This is a genomic window from Providencia sp. JUb39, assembly GCF_012272845.1.
Taxonomy (GTDB): domain Bacteria; phylum Pseudomonadota; class Gammaproteobacteria; order Enterobacterales; family Enterobacteriaceae; genus Providencia; species Providencia lanzhouensis.
The window spans coordinates 1,990,984-2,012,467 of record NZ_JAAWXD020000001.1; the positions used below are offsets into that span (position 1 = coordinate 1,990,984).

A 21,484-nucleotide genomic window follows, 5' to 3' on the forward strand; every position below is an offset into this window, starting at 1 on the left:
TCTGCAAGCGCTCTAATGCTGCACCTATAAAATACTATGCCTATCAATTTTTAATTAATGATTAGGTTTTGCCTATCAAATCGATAGCAACGACTGATTGGATTAAGTCTCTGCGAAACAGTAACTTAATAGTCAACCAAACAGGAGGACATCAAATGTCATTAATTAATACTCAAATTAAACCTTTTTCTAATCAAGCTTTTAAAGACGGTAAATTTATCGAAGTAACAGAGAAAGATGTTGCGGGTAAATGGAGCGTTTTCTTCTTCTATCCAGCGGATTTCACTTTCGTTTGCCCAACTGAATTAGGCGACATTGCTGACCATTACGCTGAATTCCAAAAAATGGGCGTAGATATCTACTCTGTATCGACTGACACCCACTTTACTCACAAAGCATGGCACGAAAGCTCTGAAACCATCGGTAAAATCAAATACGCGATGATCGGCGACCCAACAGGTGCTCTGACTCGTAACTTCGAAAACATGCGTGAAAACGAAGGTCTGGCTGACCGTGGTACATTCGTTGTTGACCCACAAGGTATCATCCAAGCTATCGAAATCACTGCGGAAGGCATTGGTCGTGACGCTACTGACTTACTGCGTAAAGTTAAAGCTGCTCAATACGTTGCAAGCCACCCAGGTGAAGTTTGCCCAGCTAAATGGAAAGAAGGTGAAGCAACACTGTCTCCATCTTTAGATTTAGTCGGCAAAATCTAATCGATAACCCTCGATAAGAATATTGCAAAATAAGCCACGTTGCAGGCACTAAACACAATTAAGTAAAAGCCTGCAACGGGCTATTCGACGGGTATATGTACCCGATTTTATGACCAAGGGGATTACATGCTCGATAATAATTTACAGGCTCAATTAAAAGCCTATCTGGAAAGATTAACTAAACCCGTAGAGTTAGTTTCGAATTTAGATGACAGCGCAAAATCAATTGAAATAAAACAATTACTTGAACAAATTGCGTCGCTGTCTGACAAGGTGACTGTGCGTGAAGATCACGATGCTGCACAAAGAACACCTTCATTTTTAATCACCAACCCAGGGACTAATATTGGCGTGCGTTTTGCAGGCTCACCATTAGGTCATGAATTTACCTCTTTAGTGCTGGCTCTCCTACAAGTGGGTGGTCATCCATCCAAAGAAGCACAAGAATTGTTGGATCAAGTGAAAGGGCTGGAAGGCGACTTTAACTTCGAAACTTACTATTCATTATCTTGCCATAACTGCCCAGACGTCGTGCAGGCGCTGAACTTAATGGCGGTATTGAATCCGAACATCAGCCATACGGCGATTGATGGTGCGCTGTTCCAAAACGAAATTGACGAACGCAACATCATGGGTGTTCCCGCTGTTTTCTTAAACGGCAAAGAATTTGGTCAAGGTCGCATGACATTAAGCGAAATCGTGAGCAAGGTGGATACCAATGCTGACGCGCGTGCGGCAAAAGCGATTAGCGAACGTGACCCATTTGAAGTTCTGATCATCGGTAGTGGCCCTGCGGGTGCATCCGCTGCGGTTTATACTGCGCGTAAAGGCATTCGTACCGGTGTTATCGGTGAGCGTTTCGGTGGACAGGTTATGGATACTGTTGATATCGAAAACTATATTTCGGTATTAAAAACTGAAGGCGCGATTTTAGCTGGCGCCCTGAAAAATCATGTGGATAGCTACAATGTAGATGTGATTGATGGTCAATCCGTCACTAAGCTTATTCCTGCTGAACAAACTGGCGGATATCACCAAATCGAAACCGCATCAGGCGGTGTGATGAAGGCGCGCAGTATTATTATCGCCACTGGCGCACGCTGGAGAAATATGGGTGTTCCGGGCGAACAAGAGTACCGCACAAAAGGGGTGACGTTCTGTCCTCACTGTGATGGTCCACTGTTTAAAGGCAAACGCGTCGCGGTGATCGGTGGCGGTAACTCCGGTATCGAAGCAGCTATCGATTTAGCGGGTATCGTTGAGCATGTGACAGTATTGGAATTCGCGTCAGAATTGAAAGCGGACTCCGTGCTGCAAGATAAAGCCCGTAGCCTGAGCAATATCGATATTATTTTGAATGCTCAAACGCTTGAAGTTAAAGGCGATGGCAGCAAGATGACTAGCTTAGAGTACAAAGACCGCACGGATGAAAGCGTGCACTCTTTGGAAGTAGCAGGTGCGTTTGTTCAAATCGGTTTATTACCAAATACCAATTGGTTGGGTGATACCGTTGCTCGCAACCGTATGGGCGAAATCGAAGTTGATGCTCGTAACGAAACCAGCGTGAAGGGCGTATTCGCCGCAGGTGACTGTACAACAGTACCTTATAAACAGATTATCATTTCCGCCGGAGAGGGTGCCAAAGCCGCATTGAGCGCATTTGATTACCTAATCCGCACAAGTACCAGAACCGCTGAATAGCTCATAGTTTAGCGGGTTGTAGCCAAAAGGCACTCGGGGGCGAGTGCCTTTTTTTGTGGTTCTAATAATCAAGATAAGTAAGGCAATTTCATTAATATAATTGCTAATCACTTTACCCACACATCCACAACTCTAACCACCACTGGTAGTAATTGAGTCAATATCACACTACCCACAAACCATAAAATAATTTTATTGGCGCTGGCGGCTAAAGCTTCTTTGGTGGAATAGTTGGATTTAATTACGGCGATATTGGTTTTGATTTCATGCAGATCATTTTTCATTTTATCGATCTCTTTTTCTAAGCTATTTAACTTTGAATCCATATTATTTCCCCCATGAGATGCTCTTGGATGATGCTGTTTAAATGAATTATCGCTGTAAGAAACAAATAACATTAAAGGGACTTGTTTTTCTCGGAATTGATTCGCCATTGCGTTTCTCCTCAATCCTTTTACTGAACGTGCTCATCCATTAATTGCGTTTTGAACAAACGAACGGGCATAAAAATCGGTGTATGGGGTAGGAGGGTATTTTGATGAGGAAATAGAGTCAAAAAATAGCGTGAAGATAGTGCTGAAGTTACTCCTAAAAACGTTGAGTTGCTAGCTAAAGCCCTGTGGTTCAGGGTTCTTTATCTGTGTAGTCAGAGTCAATCAATCAGTTGTTAAATGCAGGGATTAATGAATATCTTCGTGACTACGGTACACCAAAGAAAGCTCTGGATGATGCCATAAGCTAGCAGGGGTGACGGTCGTGCGCTCCCAAGGAATGGAACCAATAAACCACAGCTTCCAGAATTTTAATTTGGCATTCGGATTTTTTGTTAATAATTCTTGGAAAGTTTCGATTTCACCAATACGAATAGATAGGGCAGATTGGTAAATGTCGAATACAAATTTGGAGCAAAACTGGCGTGATGAATCGTATTTAAACCCTGTATGGTAAAACTTATTTAATCGTGGAAAAACTTGTGTCACTAACGCTTGTTTTTGTGCCTCGGTTAAATGTGTGGATAAGCGGCGCACACTGTAACGATGCTCAGATGAGCGGGCAATAAAACGGGATAATGTGGTGGTAGTCGATAAAGGAATGCGGCTTTCTGCTACTAAATAGTCTTCTCCATCATGACCGACGATCATGCCCACATGGTTACTCCAACACTTTGATGCAGAAGCGATTTGGCGAAAAACTTCAGTGCCGATACTGGTGAAAACAATGTCACCGATTTCCAGTTCATATGGGTAGCTTATTTTTGTCATAGACACCTCAATAGAGTGAAAAGTTACATTGAGGTCATCTTATAAGCCGTCCAATACTAGCGGCAATCGGAATTGCGGCGAATATCATTTCTGTTTAACTTGGGTATATTTTCAACAATGCCTCACTTAATAACTGAATGTTCTGGATGATCTCTTGTTCAGTGTGGGCGGCATATCCAAATAGAATGGCATCATTATTTTGGCTGTTAATACAATAACGAGATAATGGCTGTGCACCAAAACCAAGGTTACGACACTGTTCTAGGATAATCTCTAAGTTATAGCCTTTTCTTACCCAACAGACGGTATGAATTCCTGAATCATTCATTTGGGCATCAAAAATATGCGGGAGATATTGATTGATGGATTGGCAAAAAGCAGTTTGGCGTTCATAACAAATTTTGCGGATCTTGCGAATATGTCTCGCGTAATGACCTTCTTGAATAAACTGCGCTAAAGCGGCTTGTTCTAAATAACTACAATGACTGTCACTGTAATATTTCATCATCGTAAAAGTTTCACTCAGACTTTCTGGCACAATTAAAAATCCAAGGCGAAAACCGGGATACATCATTTTAGAAAATGTACCGGCATATATAACACGTTGATGATTATCAAGCCCTTGTAAGGCTTGAATCGGTTTGGATAGAAAACGAAATTCGCTGTTGTAATCGTCCTCAAATATCCAAGCATTGTTCTGTTGCGCCCAATCTAATAGTGCAAGACGGCGGGGTAAACTTAAAGTTGTTCCAAGTGGAAATTGATGTGATGGTGTAGTGTAAATCAGTTTGGCATCACCATGATGTGCAGCCGCGTATTCAATATTCATTCCTTCATTATTGGAAGGGATCGGTGAAATATTGGCGCCAGCGGCGGTTAAAATTGCACGAGCACTATCATAACCAGGGTCATCGAGCCAAACAGTATCACTTTGTTTTAATAAGACTTTAGCTACTAAATTTATTGCCTGCTGGGTTCCGTTGACGATAATAATTTGCTTGTCATTGCAATGAACACCTCGGGTTGAACGCACATAATCAGCTAATAATTTTTTGAGTGGTATATAGCCATCAGGATGATTATAGTGCGTGATATCATGCTTGGATTTTCGCCAAACTCTTCCTAATAACCGCCCCCAAAGGTCATGGGGAAACTGATCAACACAACCAACGCCAATATTAAATATTGAGCGCTTATTGGTATTTGGACGAGACTGTGCCCAAAGTGGCTGAAGGTTATTCAATATGGGGTTCAGATAAAGTGCAGGATTCTCTCGTTGGAAAGCGGCTTGATTGGTGGTTATTGTACGAACTAACTCGTCAGGAATTTGTGCAGAAACATACGTTCCAGAGCCTTGCTTTGAATATAAATAACCTTCATCGATTAGGCGTTCAAATCCAGCAATGACTGAGTTGCGCGAAATTGACATCATCTCAGCCAACGCCCGAGTCGAAGGTAATTTTAGGCCAGCAGCAATTCGTCCATCCAATATTGCATTACGGATCGTATGGTAAACCCCTTCATTAATTCGACCTTGTTCAATTAATAACAATGGGAACTGAGCTTGCTGCTTTCGCCTCATAAGTGGATCCTAAATAAATAACAAAAGTGTATCTTATACAGTACCAGATAGCTCTGTACTATAACGTCATTCAGTTATATGTCTACAAATGGAAGGGTTATATGAATAATGCAGAGCTACCGGTATCTATTGAGTTTGTTTCCCCTGAGCACTACCCAGAATGGTTAGTTTATTGGTTGGAGTATCAAAAATTTTATCAAGTGAATTTAAGCGAAGAAATTACATTAAAAGCATGGGCGCGTTTCTTCGATGAAAAAGAGCCAATGCACTGTGCTGTTGCGTTGGAAGGGAACAAAGTGGTTGGTTTTGTGAACTATCTTTACCACCGTTCCACTTGGGCAGAAAATGATTTTTGTTATTTAGAAGATCTTTATGTGACCCCTGAAGTTCGTGGTCGCCATGTAGGGAAGCAATTAATTGAGTTTGTTCAGCAACAAGCGCAGCAGAAACAGTGTGGACGTTTATATTGGCATACCCAGGAAACCAATTTACGTGGACAAAAGTTATACAATTGGGTGGCAGAAAAGCCGGGCGTTATTGAATATAGAATGCCACTATAAATGAGTATTCAATAAAATGAAGACCCGCTGTTTGATAACAGCGGGATATTTGTGCTAAAAATCTTAATTGGCTAATTGTGTCCGTACTTCCATTAATGCAAAGCCCAATAAATTTAAGCCTTTCCATGTAAGCGGATTTTCAATATTCTCCGCATCTTCCGCTAAACCAATTCCCCATATTTTATCGACAGGGCTCGCTTCCACAAGAACACGCTCATTGGTTGCCAATAAGAACTGCTTTAGCGCGTCATTTTGAGAAAACTTGGCTAAATTAGCTTTTACAACAATATCAAATCGGTTTGCATCCCAAATATCTTGTTTAAAGCCACGAACTTCTCGTCCAAAGGCTTTGGCTGCTCCAGGATTCGGAGCATGGATAATTTTTTGCAGAATTTCACTATCACCAAATAAACGCGCTTTTTCTGCCATCATAAAATGTTCAGCACTGGCGAAACGGTTACCATCAACGATAAAAGGGGCGGGATACCATTGGCTAAAACAGCTTTTTGTAATTTGCTGTTGCTTGGATTGATGCCCCCAGAAAAAGACATACTTAAATTTCTTACCAGTTTGGTAGAGCTTACAAAGGTTTTTTATATCCATAGGACTAACTTGAAAAATAATAATTAGATTTAGTGAGAGTAACGATAAATAAATGTGTTGGCTATCGGAAAAACCTGCACTGTATTTTTGAATAAAGCTCACACTCTGGAAAGGTATCTATATGCATCGCTTTTTTTAACTAACGTATCATTGATTTTAACGATATAGTTACATTTATCAATTCATAATGGTTTGAAAAAAAAGAATTTCTTAATCATGGAAAAGATCTTACTCGTGTTGTGGCCGTTGTTTGCTCTCATCGCAATGGGTTTTGTTTTACGTAGAACAGCACTATTTTCTGCCGATTTTTGGCCTAGCGCAGAAAAACTCAATTACTTTATTTTATTTCCTGCATTATTAATAAACAGTTTGGCGAGTGCGCCACTCAATAATCCCAAATTACCCTATCTTGCCTGCGCCATTTTTTTCATCCTTGCTGTAAGTTCACTGCTTGTCGTGATAAATAAATATTTATTTAGAATACCAATCCCACGATTTGGAGCTCACTTTCAAGGAATTATTCGTTTTAATACTTATTTAGGATTGGCGATTGTTGCGGATCTTTTTGGATCAGAAGGGATTGCGATTTCAGCGGTGATTATGGCGATTTTAGTTCCCAGCTGTAATGTTATTGCGGTACTGTCGTTAAGTGCAGGAAAAAAAGTTTCATTAAAGCAGTTAGCCATGCCTATTGTGAAAAATCCATTGATTATTTCTTGTGTCGTCGGAATATTATTAAATTTATTACCGATAGGTTTACCATTTGGGTCTGATCAATTTTTAAAATTATTGGCAGCAGCCAGTTTACCTTTGGGGCTAATTTGCATTGGTGGGGCATTACAAACAGCAACACTCAGAAAAGAGTTTAAGCCTATTATGGTTTCAACATTGTTTCGCTTGCTTGCTATGCCTATTCTAGCCTCATTTACGGCTTATTTATTTGAATTACCTACATTAGAAAGTGTGCTTTTAGTTATCTTTTTCTCCATACCTACTGCACCAACATCCTATATTTTAACTAAGCAACTTAATGGAGATAGTCAATTAATGGCGGGGATCATTACTTTCCAAACTATTTTTGCCGTTATTACATTACCGCTAGTTTTAACTTTAATTACCCAATAAGATTATTTTTATATAAAAAAGCAGCATCATAATTATTGCGATGCTGCTTTTTACGATTACGTGTAGTTAGATATGCAATTATTTAACCAGTTTACAATCACGACCTTTGTCGTCAGAAATACGGTTATTAACAGCATCATCTTCAGAAATAGTGGCTAAGTTTAACCCTGCTTTGCTGCTCCATAGTTGGAAGTTTTCACCAACATAGCGAGCGCCACTCGCGGCTTCTTTGCTTTTCAGTAAAATTAGTTCATCGCTGTAAAGCATCACTGCTGTATCTTGATTAGGGAAAGAAACTTTAATTTTTTGTCCATCACAGTTATAAGTTTGTGTTTTCGCTGCAAATGCAGATGAAGAAGCAGCCAAAATTGATAATGCAGCGATAGAAGAAACTAAAAGCGTTTTTTTCATTGGATTTCCTTAATACCTTTTAAGTATTTATACCAGCGTTCATAAACATTGAAACCATAAGCTACAGCTACATAGTATTACTTTTAAATATATATTGTATAAACATTTATTCACTATTTGATGAAATTTAATAATATTCTTAATTTCGGATTTATTCCTTTATTAAATAAAATTATAAATATCGTAGAGGATGTTTTTTCTGAAGATTAATAATTCATTTAAGGTTTCAAATAATCTATAAGCGCTATCTTAAAGTTGATTTAAATACTTTTTTTCTAATTTTAATTAATCTTGAACTTGGTGATAGGTAAAAATAGCTAAATAACAAATAGGATAAACGAAAATTTTAACTTATTAAATTTCCAAGGATTAAATGCAATTTCTTGTGAGTGTTCGATGAATAACATACACTGAAGGCGTAAATTTTACGTCATTTGATAAGGAGTTAAGCGTGTCTTTGGAACAATGCCGAAAATATGAAAATCTTTCTATAGAAGAGACAATCGAAACACTCTCATTACTCTATTCAAATGCCATTGAAGCCTTGAGAAATGCCATTGCAACCTATGTTGATAAAGGGACATTACCGGATGTTAACGCACGAGAAAATGGGTTGTTTGCCTACCCTGAGTTGTGTGTAACTTGGGAAGGAAAGGTTGATCATTGTGAAAAAACGCGAGCTTATGCCCGTTTTGTGAAACGGGGAGATTACAGTATTACTGTGACCCAACCTGACTTGTTTCGAGCTTACCTCGTTGAGCAATTGACCATTTTTCAACAAGATTATGACGTATCTTTTGCAGTTCGTCCGTCTAAGACTGAAATTCCATATCCATTTGTGATTGATGGTTCAGATTTAATTCTTGATAGAAGTATGAGTAGCAGTTTAGCTGCTCATTTTCCTATTACAGATCTCTCTCATATCAGTGATGATATTACGGATGGCTTATATCATGTGACGGACGATATGCCATTATCCCACTTTGATGCACTCCGCGTAGATTTCTCTTTAGCGCGACTAAAACATTATACGGGAACACCACCTGAGCATGTTCAGCCTTATATTTTGTTTACCAACTATAACCGCTATGTTGATGAGTTTGTGAATTGGGCCTGTGAGCAAATTCGTGATCCAGAAAGCCGCTATATCGCGTTATCTTGTGTAGGGCATAATTATTTAACCGCTGAAAATGCCGACCCTCAATTTGCTACATCCGATTTAACATGGAAAAAATTCCAAATGCCTGCATATCATCTGATTGCACGTGATGGCGGAGGAATTACATTAGTGAATATTGGCGTTGGTCCAGCAAACGCGAAAAACATTTGCGACCATTTAGCAGTATTGCGTCCTCACACGTGGCTAATGATAGGTCACTGTGGTGGGCTGCGTGAAAGCCAAAAAATAGGTGACTATGTTCTAGCTCACGCCTATTTACGTGATGACCATATTTTAGATGATGTATTACCACCAGATATTCCTATTCCAAGTATTGCTGAAGTTCAGCGGGCGCTTTATGACGCCACTAAACAGGTAAGTAATATGCCTGGTGAACTAGTTAAACAGCGTTTACGTACGGGAACTGTGGTTACAACCGATGACCGTAACTGGGAATTAAGATTTTTTGCAACCGCACGCAGATTCAGCCTTAGTCGAGCCGTTGCTGTGGATATGGAAAGTGCCACCATTGCCGCACAAGGTTACCGTTTCCGTGTCCCATATGGCACATTACTTTGCGTTTCGGACAAGCCGATTCACGGGGAAATCAAACTGCCGGGACAAGCAAATAGTTTTTATGAAGGCGCAATATCGGAGCATCTACAAATTGGGATCCGTGCCATCGATCTGCTACGACAAGAAGGTGATAAGCTACACTCCCGAAAATTAAGAACATTCGACGAGCCGCCATTTAGATAATCTAGAGGAGGGAAATTCGTGATCCCTAAACTTGAAACAGATAGGTTAGTTTTAGCAAAACATGAGGTTAGTGATTTTTCAGCACTTTCGCAGTTATGGGGACAACGTTCAATGGTTCAGCATATTGGCGGTGTTCCCTCAACGGAGCGCGAATCATGGATGCGTATGCTCGCGTATGGTGGACTTTGGCCTTTACTCGGGTTTGGTTATTGGGCGGTGAGAGAAAAAGCGACAGGTAATTATGTGGGAGATCTTGGGTTTGCCGATTTTCATCGCATTGTTGAACCCCACGTTAAAGGTATTCCAGAAGCGGGATGGGTGATTGCGCCTGAATATCAAGGCAAAGGTTACGCGACGGAGGCGATGCAAGCTGCATTATCTTGGTTAATCGCGGAGCAGAAACACCAAGAAAGTATCTGCTTTATAGGACCACAAAATATACCGTCACTGCGTGTTGCTGAAAAGTTAGGGTATATACAAGATAAAGAAGTGTTCATGAACGGCAGTATCTCGGTATTGTTGCGTAAAAATCTTATCTAGCCTTAATTATCCCATTTTTGATAACTATCAATCCTATTCTTATTTATAGAATAGGATTGATCCTCTCAGTAGACTCTTAAAATTACTTGGTTGATTTTAAGGTCACTATGTCTAGCCACTTTCTTGCATTTGAAAAACCTATTATTGAGCTTCATGAAAAAATTGAAGCATTAAATGCCTTTAAGCAAAAGGGTCATCCATCAGAACTAAAACTTGATGAAGAGATCCAATTATTAGAAAAAAAATGCCAATCACTCACTGAGAATATTTTCTCTTCTTTAGGTGCATGGGAAATAGTGCAATTAGCACGTCATCCAATGCGTCCCTACACGCTTGATTATATTTCTCTTATATTTACTGAGTTTCAGGAATTAGCGGGGGATAGAGCATTTGCTGACGACAAAGCTTTAGTTGGTGGATTAGCACGTTTAGACGGTCGCCCAGTTATGGTAATGGGGCAACAGAAAGGGCGGGATACGAAGGAAAAAGTAAAACGTAATTTTGGAATGCCATCCCCTGAAGGTTATCGAAAAGCGCTTAGATTAATGAAAATGGCGGAGCGATTTAAACTGCCAGTTATTACCTTCATTGATTCAGCAGGGGCTTATCCTGGTGTTGGTGCTGAAGAACGTGGGCAAGCTGAAGCAATTGCGCGCAATATTCAGGAAATGTCTTGCCTAACAACGCCGATTATTTGTGTGATCACCGGAGAAGGTTGTTCCGGAGGCGCGCTCGGGATTGGTGTGGGGGACAGAATTAATATTTTGGAATACAGTACATACGCAGCAATCTCTCCGGAAGGCTGCGCTTCTATTTTATGGAAAGATTCCCAAAAAGCGCAAGTTGCGGCTGAGGTGATGGGAATGACCGCGCCTAGACTAAAAGCGCTGGGAATTATCGACACGATTATTCCTGAACCGTTAGGCGGAGCGCATCGAAATTACGCATTAGCTGCACAATATCTGAAGCAGCAACTTATCTACGATTTAAACCAACTTAGTGCATTAGATAAGGATACGTTATTGGATCTACGCTACCAAAAAATAATGGAAATTGGCTATTGCTAATGTTATTAGTGGGGCATTAATGAACACTAAAATTAGGTTGTATTATGTCTGTTGATCTTAATTTACTAAAGGTATTTGTTGCAGTGGCCACTCAGGGAAGTTTTGCTAATGCAGCAAAACATCTCTCAATGCCAACATCAAATGTGAGTCGGCAAATTAAGCAGCTTGAAACTCAACTTAATTGCCGATTGATTGAACGAACTACACGGCAAATGCGTTTAACTGAACAAGGTACTTTATTATTAAATAAAAGCCAAAAATTGTATTTAGAATTAGATGAAATCTTGCAACAAATTAGCACCTCAAAAATATTAAGTGGCACTTTGCGGTTAACTATTCCAAGTGAATTTGGCAGTGTATTATTTGCAGATTTACTGGCTCAATTTGCGCTTACTCATCCTGACCTTGCCATCCACTGTGACACGCAGCTAGCCCCTCTGGATGTTATTGGTGATGACGTGGATTTATTACTGACTTTTCATCGTGGAGCATTGATTGATAGTAGTTATCACTCAAAACTGGTTAAGTCATGGGAAAGTGTTGTCGTTGCTGCTCCTAAATTAATTGAAAAACAAGGGATACCCAGCACCGTGGATGAACTCAGCATGATGCCCTGTATCACGAGTTTTAGTGCGTTACAGGGACAGCCATGGGTTTTTAGCACGCATGATGGTCAATTAAAAAAAGTCAGTATAAACAGTCAGTACCGTGTGAATAGCGGTATTCTTGCTAGTGCGGCGGCACTTAATGGGTTGGGATTTGCTATTTTATCAAAAGAGGGGTGCCAAAGCGCAATTCAAACAGGAACATTGGTGGAAGTTAGTTTTGATGAGATGTATCCAGCGCCGATTGAGCTACGTGCTGTTTATGCCTCAAAACGTTCACTTTCGCCGAAAGTTGATACCTTTTTGAGTTACTTGCTGAAAAATATCTAGGCCGATATTACTATCAGCCTATTGCCATAATGCCAATAAACATTATGGTGATCCGAGTTATTTATTTCCGCGTAGGCGTAGTGTTAAGCCTTTTAATAAGTAACGTAATAGTTGGTCGCCACATTCACGATAGTTTTTATGTTCTGGGTTACGGAAAATAGCACTTAATTCTGGTTTTGAAACTCGGAAATCAACAGATTGGTAGATATCCAGTAAATCCACGTCTTTCAGTTCAAAGGCAACACGCAACTTTTTGAAAATAATATTGTTATTGATTCTATCTTCAACTTCTGGTGCTGGACGACTTTCATCTTTACCACGACGATGATAAATCAATCCGTTAAGAAAGTGACCGAGCACAAGGTCGCTACATTCAACGTAGTCTGGATCGGTATCTTTTTTTAGCCAAAGGCTCATTTCTTCTTTTGTGACTGAAAAGTCTGCAAGTTTTACGATTTCAACCATCTGAGCATCGCTCAAATCCAACATATAACGAACACTTCGTAAAACGTAATTATTTAGCATGGGGTTAATTATCCAACGGATCGATTAAAAAACAGGCTTATATTAGCCATGAAACGTTATTATAAAGCAAAGGCGGCTACCGATGCTTTATAAATTCTTGGTTAGCCCATAAAGTAAATAAGTCCATAGAAAAAAACTAAAGTTAATCCGACAGTTATCAACATATTTTTCAGTAAAGATGCTGCCACAACGCAAAATAGAGCTCCCCAGAGATAAGGGTTATCGGGGAAACTACGTAATTCATGATTTTCTAATAAGATTACAGGAGCGCAAATTGCGGTAAGCAAACAGGGTGCAGAATAACTGAGCGCTTGGCGTACAATTAATGGTAATCGTATGGGTAATTGAGGGATCAGAAAAATATAACGTAGAGAGAAAACGACAGCCGTTAAACTGATAATTAAAATCCAGATCATTTTTCTTCCCTTAATAAGCGAGAGATACCAACAGAAACAAACATTCCACCAACGCCGGCAATCACAATTGCACTACTGATCGAATACATTGATAAGGTAATTGCAGTAATTAATGAAAATAAAACACCACAGGCGGTACTTATTTTTTTAGTGAGTGGAACGACAATGGCCAATAGTGTCGCGACGACTGAGAAATCTAAATGTAATTTACTTAAATCACCCACCAAATTTGCCATCACAATGCCGCATAGGCTGGTGACTAACCACACAAGATAAAAACTAAATCCGGCACCAAATAAATAGGAAAAACTGAGGGCTTGACGCTTGGCTGCACTAATGGCGAATAGCTCATCAGTTAATAGAAAGCCAATGCTTAACCGTTGTGGTGTCGTGAAATCTTTTACGTGAGGACGCATGGTTAGCCCATATAAAAGATGTTGTGATGTAATAAAGAAAACAGAAATCACAATTGTAATGTAGCCAGCTCCAGAATTGAGTAAACCTAGAGTGACTAACTGAGCTGCGCCTGCAAAAACCATTGCAGACATTGCGATGCTTTGCCAAAAAGAAAGCCCTGTTTCAATGGCCATGGAACCCGCAAGAACCCCCCACGGAATAACTGCAAGATTTAAGGGTAATGTATGGACAGCTCCATCCATCATTGCGCGTTGCCATGGCTTTGGTTGTTGAGACGACATCGATGTGCACCTGTATGTTGAAATGTCATTCATTGAATAAAAGTCTAAACAAAGACAATGTTGATTTAACTACAGGTATTTAGAGTAAAAATTATTATTCGATACGCTGTAGGTATCCATTGTTATATCGTGAAATGTGGAACAAATCACTATCTCTACCTACAGACTTTAAATGGTATTAAAAACTAACTTTTTATTGGTTTATGAAGTTTTGTATCGATTAAAAAAATTTTTTGGCTTGATGCTGATTAAGTGATTTTGATTGGAATTTAATTTCAACTTTAAATGTTAAAATCTATATCAATGGCTGGATTATGAGTAAATAACTGGATTTATATACTGTATATTAACATTTTGGTGGTGATATCTTTTATTAAAAATAAAAGATGTGTATTATAGTACCCATTAAGCAAGAATGTGAATTAATTGTTATAACTTTTATTGAGTTAGCGGGTTTATCATGCTTGAAAACTTCGGTATTACAAACTTATGGACTTATCTTATCGGTGTGATTTTTATTACATTGGTACCAGGCCCTAATTCTCTATTTGTTTTAACGAGTAGTGCAAAATATGGTGTAAAAAATGGTTACAAAGCAGCACTTGGTGTATTTACTGGTGATGCATTGCTCATTTTTTTATCATTCTTAGGTGTCGCGTCTTTAGTCAAAACGTCTCCTATATTTTTTAGCGTGATCAAATATGCGGGTGCTGCCTACTTATTTTACTTAGGTATTAAAACGTTATATTCAGTATTACATAAAAAAGAATCTGCAACAGATGTCGATGGGATCATATTAGAAACAAAAGGGACTTATAAGAAAGCCGTCTTTTTAAGTTTACTAAATCCAAAAATGATCATTTTTTATGTTTCATTCTTTATTCAATTTATTGACCCAGCGTACCCAAGTGCAGGGGTGCCATTTTTTGTGCTCGGCGTGATATTAGAAGTATGCAGCATGTTTTATCTATCAATGCTGATATTTGGTGCTGTTGCAGTGACCAATATGGTAAAACACAATAAAAAATTATCTAAATTTTCAAATAGCTGTATTGGTGCTGTCTTTTTAATGTTCGGTGCAAAATTAGCATTAACAGCCTAATTTATTGATTTATAGATTTTTATCAAAGGATAGCTGGCGAATGTGCCAGCTATTTTTTTGTTTTTAATTTATCTTTTCAGGTTTTTTCCTGTTTGCCTTCAGAGTGATGCCTGTCATTATGACGCTAATTTAGTCACGACTAAGTAAGCCGCTGTACAAGGAAGTATGAGTACGGCCATATACAAAACCATCGAATTGATATTAATTGAGGTTGTTATGCACATTCTGGGATTATTAATCTATTTTATTCCTGCGATTTATTTTGCTGTCCATTCAATAAAGAGTAACCAAAACTCTTATTGGTTATTCATTTTATTTGTTTTCCCAATTTTGGGCTCGGTTGTTTATGCGCTGGTCATTTGGATGCCGGCTATGCGTTATTCCCGCCATGGGTATAAGTTAGAAAGAGCGATTAAAAAACAATTAGCCCCAAATAAAAGCATCAATCAAGCTCTAAAAGAGTATGAATTAAATCCGACCACGAATAGTTGTGTAACACTAGCAGACGCATATACCGATAAAGGTGACTATCAAAATGCGATTAAATACTATCAGGAATCACTGCAAGGAATTAATCAGTATTCACCGGATATTATGTTGAAATATGCGGATGCACTGTATGAAGCCGGAGAATATGCGCATTGTAAAGAGACGTTAGACCTATTGTGTGAAAAAAATCCAACGTTTAACTCGAATGCAGGACATTTTTTATATGCTCGTTCTTTAGTGCGCTTAGGTTTGGTTACAGACGCTGATAATGAGTTTCGTGCCTTATTAAGTCATCGTGACCATATTGAATACAAGGTTGCTTACGCTGAGTTTTTATTTGAACAAAAACGTGTGATTGAAGCGATGCCATTAATTGATGAAGTGATTAAAACCTATTCACTTTTACCCAAAGCGGCACAAAATTATAATAAGCACTGGTATCAAACGGCTGTGAAATTAAAAAATAGTAAGTTAATAGAGTAAGTTAGCTTTCAAATACAATCATTAAAAACATCTCGTTATTGGCTCTCCATCGTTGGTATGGAGAGCCAAATTATTGCAATTATCCCTACCAGCGTTTTATATCTCTATCAGATTGAGTGACAGATGTACATTTCGCTAATAACGGCAATGTTTTCTTTTTCAAATCATCCATCAAGCTATAAATAACGGGAACAAATAGTAAGCTGAGAACGGTTGAACTCATCAAGCCGCCGATAACAGCAACTGCCATTGGTGCTCTAAATCCCGCATCAGCTCCAGTTGTGAGTACGAGGGGGATCATCCCTGCAATCATGGCAAAGGTAGTCATAATAATAGGACGGATTCGTTCCTGACCCGCTTCGATAATAGCTTGTTGTCGATTTAAACCAGCTCGTTCTTTTTCAAGAATAAACTCCACCAAAAGTATCGAGTTTTTGGTGACTATTCCCATTAACATTAAAATACCAATAATGACAGGAAGATCTATCATTGCACCATATAACACTAAGGCGATAATGGCTCCCCCGATAGAGAATGGTAGTGCCACTAAAATCGTTATAGGTTGCATAAAATCTTTAAACAAAATAATGAGTATGGCGAATACCAGTAGTACACTGAAAAGCATTGTTGTACTAAAACGTTCAAACATATCGAGCATGAACTCCATATCACCATACTCTAATGGCTCAATACTTTTTGGTAGTGATTGATATTCAGGAAGTTCGACAACGCGTTCCAATGCTTCGCCAAGTGATAACCCATCTAAATTACCTTCAATAGACATTTTCCTAGCTCGATTTATGCGGTCAATCTGTGATGGTCCATCGCTAAAATTAATGTTAGCAACGGATTTAAGTGGCACAGTTAAATCGTTACCGCTACGAATATAGAGATTACGCAACGCGCTTACGTCATTTTTTTGATTGTCAGGTAAAACAACCTGTAACGTTAATTGTCTATCCGGTAAATTAAACTTAGCGCTGCGAGAGTTCGATTCTCCCATTGTTGCCACTCTTAATGTATTGGCGATTTCTTCTACATTAACTGCAGTTCTTCCTAAATCTTGCAGGTCAGGGGAAATAATCAGCTCTTTACGTAAAAGTGGTTTAATAACACGCACATTATTAATGCCATTTACGTTGGCAACTGCATCGCGAAGCTTATGTATTTGAATTTCTAGCTCTTTGGGATCAGCTCCTGTAAAGGTCAATGAAAATTCTTTATTTCCTTCGCTATTACTGAAGGTATAGCGTGCATCTGGAGTTTGTTGTAATAGGTGAGAAATTGAGTTTTCAAACTGTTTTTGTGACATTTCACGTTCATTTGGTTCTGTTAATGTCAGAATTATTTGGCCTTTATGCTGAGCTATTCCATCGGCGTCATCACTGATCCCCGCAATGGTATAAATTGACTTTATTTCAGTACGTGACTTCAATTGTTCAGTCATATTCCTAACCGCTTTTTGCGTTTCTTCGACAGGGGTTCCCGGCGGTAATTCCACTTCAATCTGGCTAACACTAATATCGCCTTCAGGCATAAAGCCAATAGGCAGATAAGTAATACTGGAGATTGAACCAATCAAAAATATAAATGCGAATGAAAGGGCGAGTTTGCGATGTTTCAATGTCATTACTAACAATTGAGAATATCGATTGATCCAGTTAGGTACAGAATGTTCGGTCACTTTCTTTTTTGCAGGTAATAAAACATAGGCCGCCATTAATGGCGTAACTAATCGGGCTACTAGTAACGAAGATAAAACAGCCGCGGAAACGGTAATACCAAAAGGCACAAAGTATTTACCAACAAAACCGCCAATAAAACTGACGGGCAAGAATACCGCTACAATAGTGAGCGTGATGGCTACAATGGCAAAACCTATCGCGTCCGAGGCTTTTAACGCAGCTAAATAAGGGCGTTCGCCTCGCTCTATGTATTTTTGAATATTCTCAATTTCGACAATTGCATCATCGACCAAAATACCGATGACTAATGTCAAAGCAAGCAGTGTCATACTATTAAGTGAATAGCCAAATATTGCCAATACCAAAAAGGTGGGAAGGATAGATAAAGGCAATGCAACAGCCGCGACCAAGGTGGCTCGCCAACTTTTTAAAAAGAAGAAGACAATAATAACGGTTAAAAATGCACCTTCTAATAAAGTTTGGATCGTTAAATGGTAACTTGATTCTGTATATTTCACGGTTGATGAAACAAGCTGAATAGAAATATCAGGATGTTTCAGTTTTAATTGTGCAAGTTCATGTTCAACATTATTTGCTACCTCGGTATCACTGGAACCTTTTGCACGAAATACGGCGAAACCAACTACATCTTTACCATTTAATTGCGAAATAGTTTTGGCTGTTTTTTGACCCTGATAAATTGCAGCAATATCCCCTAGTTTAATCCACTGTTGATTACCAATAGGTAACTGAATATCGTTAATTTCATCAACGTTCTTTTTTTCACCTAAAATCCGAATAGTATGTTGTAGGTCATTATATTTAGACGAGCCACCAGCGGAATTTTGATGCACGCTTCTGAGTAATTCATTAATGCTCAGAATAGACAATTGTAATGCTGCAAGTTTATCGGTATCAGGCTCAATACGAATAACGCTATCAGCACCACCAAGGCGGCTAACTTTTTGTACTCCGTGAGCCGTAATTAACTGCTTACTGACTGTATCATCAATAAACCAAGATAAATCGGCAAGGGATTGGCTATCTGATGAAACGGCGTAACGTAATATTGCACCGCCTTCGATATCAATACGGTTAATTAATGGTTCATCAATTGTTTGCGGTAAATCACTGCGGATTTGTGCGATTTGTTCCCGAATATCATTGGTTGCAATATAGGCATCCACGGTTAAATCAAATTCAACCGTGGTGGTGGAAATGCCTTCAGTGATGGTTGATGTGATATGACGGATCCCTGGAATACCAGAAACTGCCCGTTCAACTGGTTTCGTGATAGCGTTTTCCATTTCGGTCGGGGATGAGCCATCTTGCGTAATGGTCACTGTGACTATTGGAAAATTAACTACCGGGTTTGCAGTAACAGGCAATTGATTAAAAGAAAATATACCCGCAATCGTGAGCGCTAAGAACATAACGATAGTAGGAATAGGGCGTGTGATTGCCCATGAAGATAGTTGGAGTTTCATTGACTATCCTTGACTGGGGTCACAGTATCATTTTCAGTTAAAAAGGCTTGGGCATTGGTGACAACAACGGTATCACTCGAAATAGGGGATAAAATCTCGATACGACCATCATGAATTTTTCCGGTCGCTATTTTTTGCTGCTTCACTTTATTATCAACAACAGTGAAAATAACTCGTTCACCATTATCTAATGTTCGAATGGCACTGTATGGGAGCGTAGTTTGCAGTTTTTCTGGATTGGAAATAATCGCGGTACCTGATTCTCCAGCTTGTAGATTATCTCCACTTTCGGCGAGAGAAATACGAATCTTTCCTTGTTGTGAAATAGGATCGACTTTCGGTGCTAAGTAACGTAATTTTCCTGCTATTTGATGGTTGTTAGGCGCTTTTAATTGAATAAACGTCAGATTTGATAAACGTTTTAATTCTGAAATATGCGCTAACGCATCAAATTCAATTTCACCATCTTCAATGATTTTAAACAGTAACTGATTATCCGTTAACATTCCGCGAATAGCATGACGCTCACTGATCACACCAGAAATAGGCGCAATGATCCGTGACTTATCTTGTTGGCTTTTTTCTTTCGCGAGCTGAGCTTGTAATTGACGCAGTTCTGCTTTATTAGCATCTAATAGTGCATTAGCCGCTAAAGATTCTGATTTTGCTTTTTCAAAGTCGTTGGCAGAAATAACCCCAGTTTTAGCCAGCGGAGCTAGGCGAGAAAGTTCTTTTTGCGCTTGTTCTGCCACAGCTTTTTGCTGCTTAATATAGGCTGTGGCTTTTTCAGTTTCAGCTTGTAACTGGCTTACAGATGCATTTTGGAGTGGAGATTCTAATATGGCGAGTAGTTGGTTTTTTTCAACCCATTGACCTTCTTCAACCAGCACATCAATCACCATTTGTTGTTGCAAAGGTGAGCCAATCGCAATTTCATTTTTTGCAACAAATGTCCCTGGTAAGACCAAGGTTTCCGTATAGGGTATTTGCTTAGGCGAAGTCACACTTAATCGCATGGTTTCAGAAAATGAGACCGGCGATATAAACAGCATACAAAACAGTAGGGAGGTAATACTAAAACGTTTCATAAACCCATAAATCCTAATCGTGATATTGAGGGTAAATTAATGAAATCGCCTCAGCATTACCATAAACCAAAGTTAAACCTTAATTTTCCGTTAAGGTTAGTTATTTCAATATTTAACGTGAAAAACGTTTTGAACCTGCGACACACAAAATGACTCCAAGTGTAGACATGATCATGACGCTATTAACTGTTTCATTAAGCAGCCAAGCGGAAAGTACTAATCCAATAAACGGTTGTAATAGTTGCAATTGACTGACGCCCGAAATTCCGCCTTCAGCCAGCCCTCGGTACCAAAAAAAGAAACCAATTAGCATACTAAATAGAGAGACATAACCTAGGCCCATCCATGCTTCAAATGGTACAGTAGAAAACGTGGGTGGTAAGCGCAAAATACTGAATATCACCATGATGGGTAACGCTAAAACCAACGCCCAGCAAATCACCTGCCAACTCCCTAATGATTTTGAAAGTACAGCACCTTCTGCGTAGCCCAATCCACAGACAATCACAGCAATGACCATATATAAGTCACCTTGCCATGCGTGAGTGGCTCCTTGAAGAATTGCGAAGCCGATTACAAATAAACTTCCCATGACTGAAAACAACCAAAACAATTTGCGAGGGCGCTCGCCTGCTCGTAAAACGCCGAATAAAGCAGTAGACAAAGGAAGCAGCCCTAAATATACAATGGAGTGAGATGAGCTAATGTACTGTAATGCAACAGCAGTTAAGAATGGAAAGCCAAGTACCACACCAAATGTCACGATAAGAAGAGGAATCAACTTTTGTCTTGCTGGGATTTTTTGGCGTAAAGCTATCAAAACAATCAGAGCCAAAATTCCAGCGATGGTAGCCCGTAGAATGGTCAAATAATCGGGCGAAAACCCACTGATAGCCAGTTTGGTTGCGGGAAGTGAGCCACTAAAAATAGCAACGCCAATAAAGCCACTGATCCAACCGCGAGTAGTATGAGAGGAATCCGTTATGGAAACGCTGCTTGATGTTAATAATTTACTTTGATTCATAATTGACCGTTATTATTAGTAATTGAGTTTTACTAAGCTAATCGACATAATCATGACAATCAAA

The 21,484-nt window shown here is 39.2% G+C and carries 21 protein-coding genes; 10 read left to right on the forward strand and 11 right to left on the reverse strand.

Annotated elements, in window-relative coordinates; all coding sequences use genetic code 11:
• Positions 1-155 precede the first annotated feature (155 nt).
• Both ahpC and ahpF read left to right on the forward strand, forming a co-directional pair.
• The gene (ahpC, locus tag HFU86_RS09115; protein ID WP_132495906.1) at positions 156-719 is read left to right on the forward strand and encodes an alkyl hydroperoxide reductase subunit C; all 564 of its coding nucleotides are present in this window, start codon (positions 156-158) and stop codon (positions 717-719) included.
• Positions 720-845: 126 nt separating this feature from the next.
• On the forward strand, positions 846-2,420 hold the full coding sequence (gene ahpF / locus HFU86_RS09120; RefSeq protein ID WP_132495907.1) for an alkyl hydroperoxide reductase subunit F: 1,575 nt from the start codon (positions 846-848) through the stop codon (positions 2,418-2,420).
• 107 nt (positions 2,421-2,527) lie between these two features.
• Here the strand turns inward: ahpF and HFU86_RS09125 are convergent, their stop codons facing one another.
• From HFU86_RS09125 to pdxR, 3 genes are all read right to left on the reverse strand, one after another.
• The gene (locus tag HFU86_RS09125) at positions 2,528-2,854 is read right to left on the reverse strand and encodes a hypothetical protein (RefSeq protein WP_187129080.1); all 327 of its coding nucleotides are present in this window, start codon (positions 2,852-2,854) and stop codon (positions 2,528-2,530) included.
• A gap of 246 nt (positions 2,855-3,100) precedes the next feature.
• Positions 3,101-3,682, reverse strand: coding sequence for a YebB family permuted papain-like enzyme (locus tag HFU86_RS09130; protein WP_132495908.1), 582 nt, complete (start codon positions 3,680-3,682; stop codon positions 3,101-3,103).
• A 94-nt stretch (positions 3,683-3,776) separates the two neighbouring features.
• Positions 3,777-5,264, reverse strand: a complete 1,488-nt coding sequence (gene pdxR, locus HFU86_RS09135) for a MocR-like pyridoxine biosynthesis transcription factor PdxR (RefSeq protein ID WP_132495909.1) — start codon at positions 5,262-5,264, stop codon at positions 3,777-3,779.
• 101 nt (positions 5,265-5,365) lie between these two features.
• Between pdxR and HFU86_RS09140 the strand changes: the two genes are divergently transcribed.
• Entirely contained in the window at positions 5,366-5,824 is a 459-nt protein-coding gene (locus HFU86_RS09140; RefSeq protein WP_187129081.1) for a GNAT family N-acetyltransferase, read from the forward strand.
• A 63-nt stretch (positions 5,825-5,887) separates the two neighbouring features.
• Here HFU86_RS09140 and HFU86_RS09145 read toward each other — a convergent pair whose 3' ends face one another.
• Entirely contained in the window at positions 5,888-6,427 is a 540-nt protein-coding gene (locus tag HFU86_RS09145) for an NADAR family protein (RefSeq protein ID WP_187129082.1), read from the reverse strand.
• Between the two features lie 216 nt (positions 6,428-6,643).
• Here HFU86_RS09145 and HFU86_RS09150 point away from each other — a divergent pair, with 216 nt between their 5' ends.
• Positions 6,644-7,552, forward strand: a complete 909-nt coding sequence (locus HFU86_RS09150; RefSeq protein WP_187129083.1) for an AEC family transporter — start codon at positions 6,644-6,646, stop codon at positions 7,550-7,552.
• 78 nt (positions 7,553-7,630) lie between these two features.
• Here the strand turns inward: HFU86_RS09150 and HFU86_RS09155 are convergent, their stop codons facing one another.
• The gene (locus HFU86_RS09155; protein ID WP_132495912.1) at positions 7,631-7,963 is read right to left on the reverse strand and encodes an MliC family protein; all 333 of its coding nucleotides are present in this window, start codon (positions 7,961-7,963) and stop codon (positions 7,631-7,633) included.
• Between the two features lie 457 nt (positions 7,964-8,420).
• On the opposite strand from HFU86_RS09155, the gene HFU86_RS09160 reads away from it, so the two are divergent.
• The 4 genes from HFU86_RS09160 to HFU86_RS09175 all read left to right on the forward strand — a co-directional run bounded on the left by HFU86_RS09160 (position 8,421) and on the right by HFU86_RS09175 (position 12,423).
• Positions 8,421-9,881: an AMP nucleosidase gene (locus tag HFU86_RS09160; protein WP_154599346.1), complete on the forward strand. Its 1,461-nt coding sequence runs from the start codon at positions 8,421-8,423 to the stop codon at positions 9,879-9,881.
• Positions 9,882-9,899: 18 nt separating this feature from the next.
• On the forward strand, positions 9,900-10,421 hold the full coding sequence (locus HFU86_RS09165; protein WP_108478156.1) for a GNAT family N-acetyltransferase: 522 nt from the start codon (positions 9,900-9,902) through the stop codon (positions 10,419-10,421).
• Between the two features lie 107 nt (positions 10,422-10,528).
• Positions 10,529-11,488 carry an acetyl-CoA carboxylase carboxyl transferase subunit alpha gene (gene accA, locus HFU86_RS09170; protein ID WP_187129084.1) on the forward strand — a complete coding sequence of 320 codons (960 nt, stop codon included), beginning with the start codon at positions 10,529-10,531 and terminating at the stop codon, positions 11,486-11,488.
• 44 nt (positions 11,489-11,532) lie between these two features.
• The gene (locus tag HFU86_RS09175; protein ID WP_132495914.1) at positions 11,533-12,423 is read left to right on the forward strand and encodes a LysR family transcriptional regulator; all 891 of its coding nucleotides are present in this window, start codon (positions 11,533-11,535) and stop codon (positions 12,421-12,423) included.
• Positions 12,424-12,480: 57 nt separating this feature from the next.
• Here HFU86_RS09175 and HFU86_RS09180 read toward each other — a convergent pair whose 3' ends face one another.
• The 3 genes from HFU86_RS09180 to HFU86_RS09190 form a co-directional block, all read right to left on the reverse strand.
• On the reverse strand, positions 12,481-12,948 hold the full coding sequence (locus tag HFU86_RS09180; protein ID WP_132495915.1) for a DUF1456 family protein: 468 nt from the start codon (positions 12,946-12,948) through the stop codon (positions 12,481-12,483).
• A 101-nt stretch (positions 12,949-13,049) separates the two neighbouring features.
• Positions 13,050-13,364, reverse strand: coding sequence for an AzlD domain-containing protein (locus HFU86_RS09185; protein ID WP_132495916.1), 315 nt, complete (start codon positions 13,362-13,364; stop codon positions 13,050-13,052).
• Entirely contained in the window at positions 13,361-14,062 is a 702-nt protein-coding gene (locus tag HFU86_RS09190; RefSeq protein WP_132495917.1) for an AzlC family ABC transporter permease, read from the reverse strand. The genes HFU86_RS09185 and HFU86_RS09190 overlap by 4 nt, the downstream gene beginning before the upstream one ends.
• A gap of 460 nt (positions 14,063-14,522) precedes the next feature.
• Between HFU86_RS09190 and leuE the strand changes: the two genes are divergently transcribed.
• Together leuE and HFU86_RS09200 are read left to right on the forward strand one after the other, a co-directional pair.
• The gene (gene leuE / locus HFU86_RS09195) at positions 14,523-15,164 is read left to right on the forward strand and encodes a leucine efflux protein LeuE (RefSeq protein WP_132495918.1); all 642 of its coding nucleotides are present in this window, start codon (positions 14,523-14,525) and stop codon (positions 15,162-15,164) included.
• 165 nt (positions 15,165-15,329) lie between these two features.
• Positions 15,330-16,136, forward strand: coding sequence for a tetratricopeptide repeat protein (locus HFU86_RS09200; protein WP_187129085.1), 807 nt, complete (start codon positions 15,330-15,332; stop codon positions 16,134-16,136).
• 85 nt (positions 16,137-16,221) lie between these two features.
• Here HFU86_RS09200 and HFU86_RS09205 read toward each other — a convergent pair whose 3' ends face one another.
• The 3 genes from HFU86_RS09205 to HFU86_RS09215 form a co-directional block, all read right to left on the reverse strand.
• A complete protein-coding gene (locus HFU86_RS09205; RefSeq protein ID WP_187129086.1) occupies positions 16,222-19,308 on the reverse strand; it encodes an efflux RND transporter permease subunit in 3,087 nt (1,028 codons plus the stop codon).
• On the reverse strand, positions 19,305-20,396 hold the full coding sequence (locus tag HFU86_RS09210; RefSeq protein WP_165906934.1) for an efflux RND transporter periplasmic adaptor subunit: 1,092 nt from the start codon (positions 20,394-20,396) through the stop codon (positions 19,305-19,307). Before HFU86_RS09210 ends, HFU86_RS09205 begins: the two co-directional genes overlap by 4 nt.
• A 112-nt stretch (positions 20,397-20,508) precedes the next feature.
• Positions 20,509-21,420 (reverse strand): DMT family transporter, encoded by a 912-nt coding sequence (locus HFU86_RS09215; RefSeq protein ID WP_187129087.1) that lies wholly within the window; start codon positions 21,418-21,420, stop codon positions 20,509-20,511.
• Positions 21,421-21,484 lie beyond the last annotated feature (64 nt).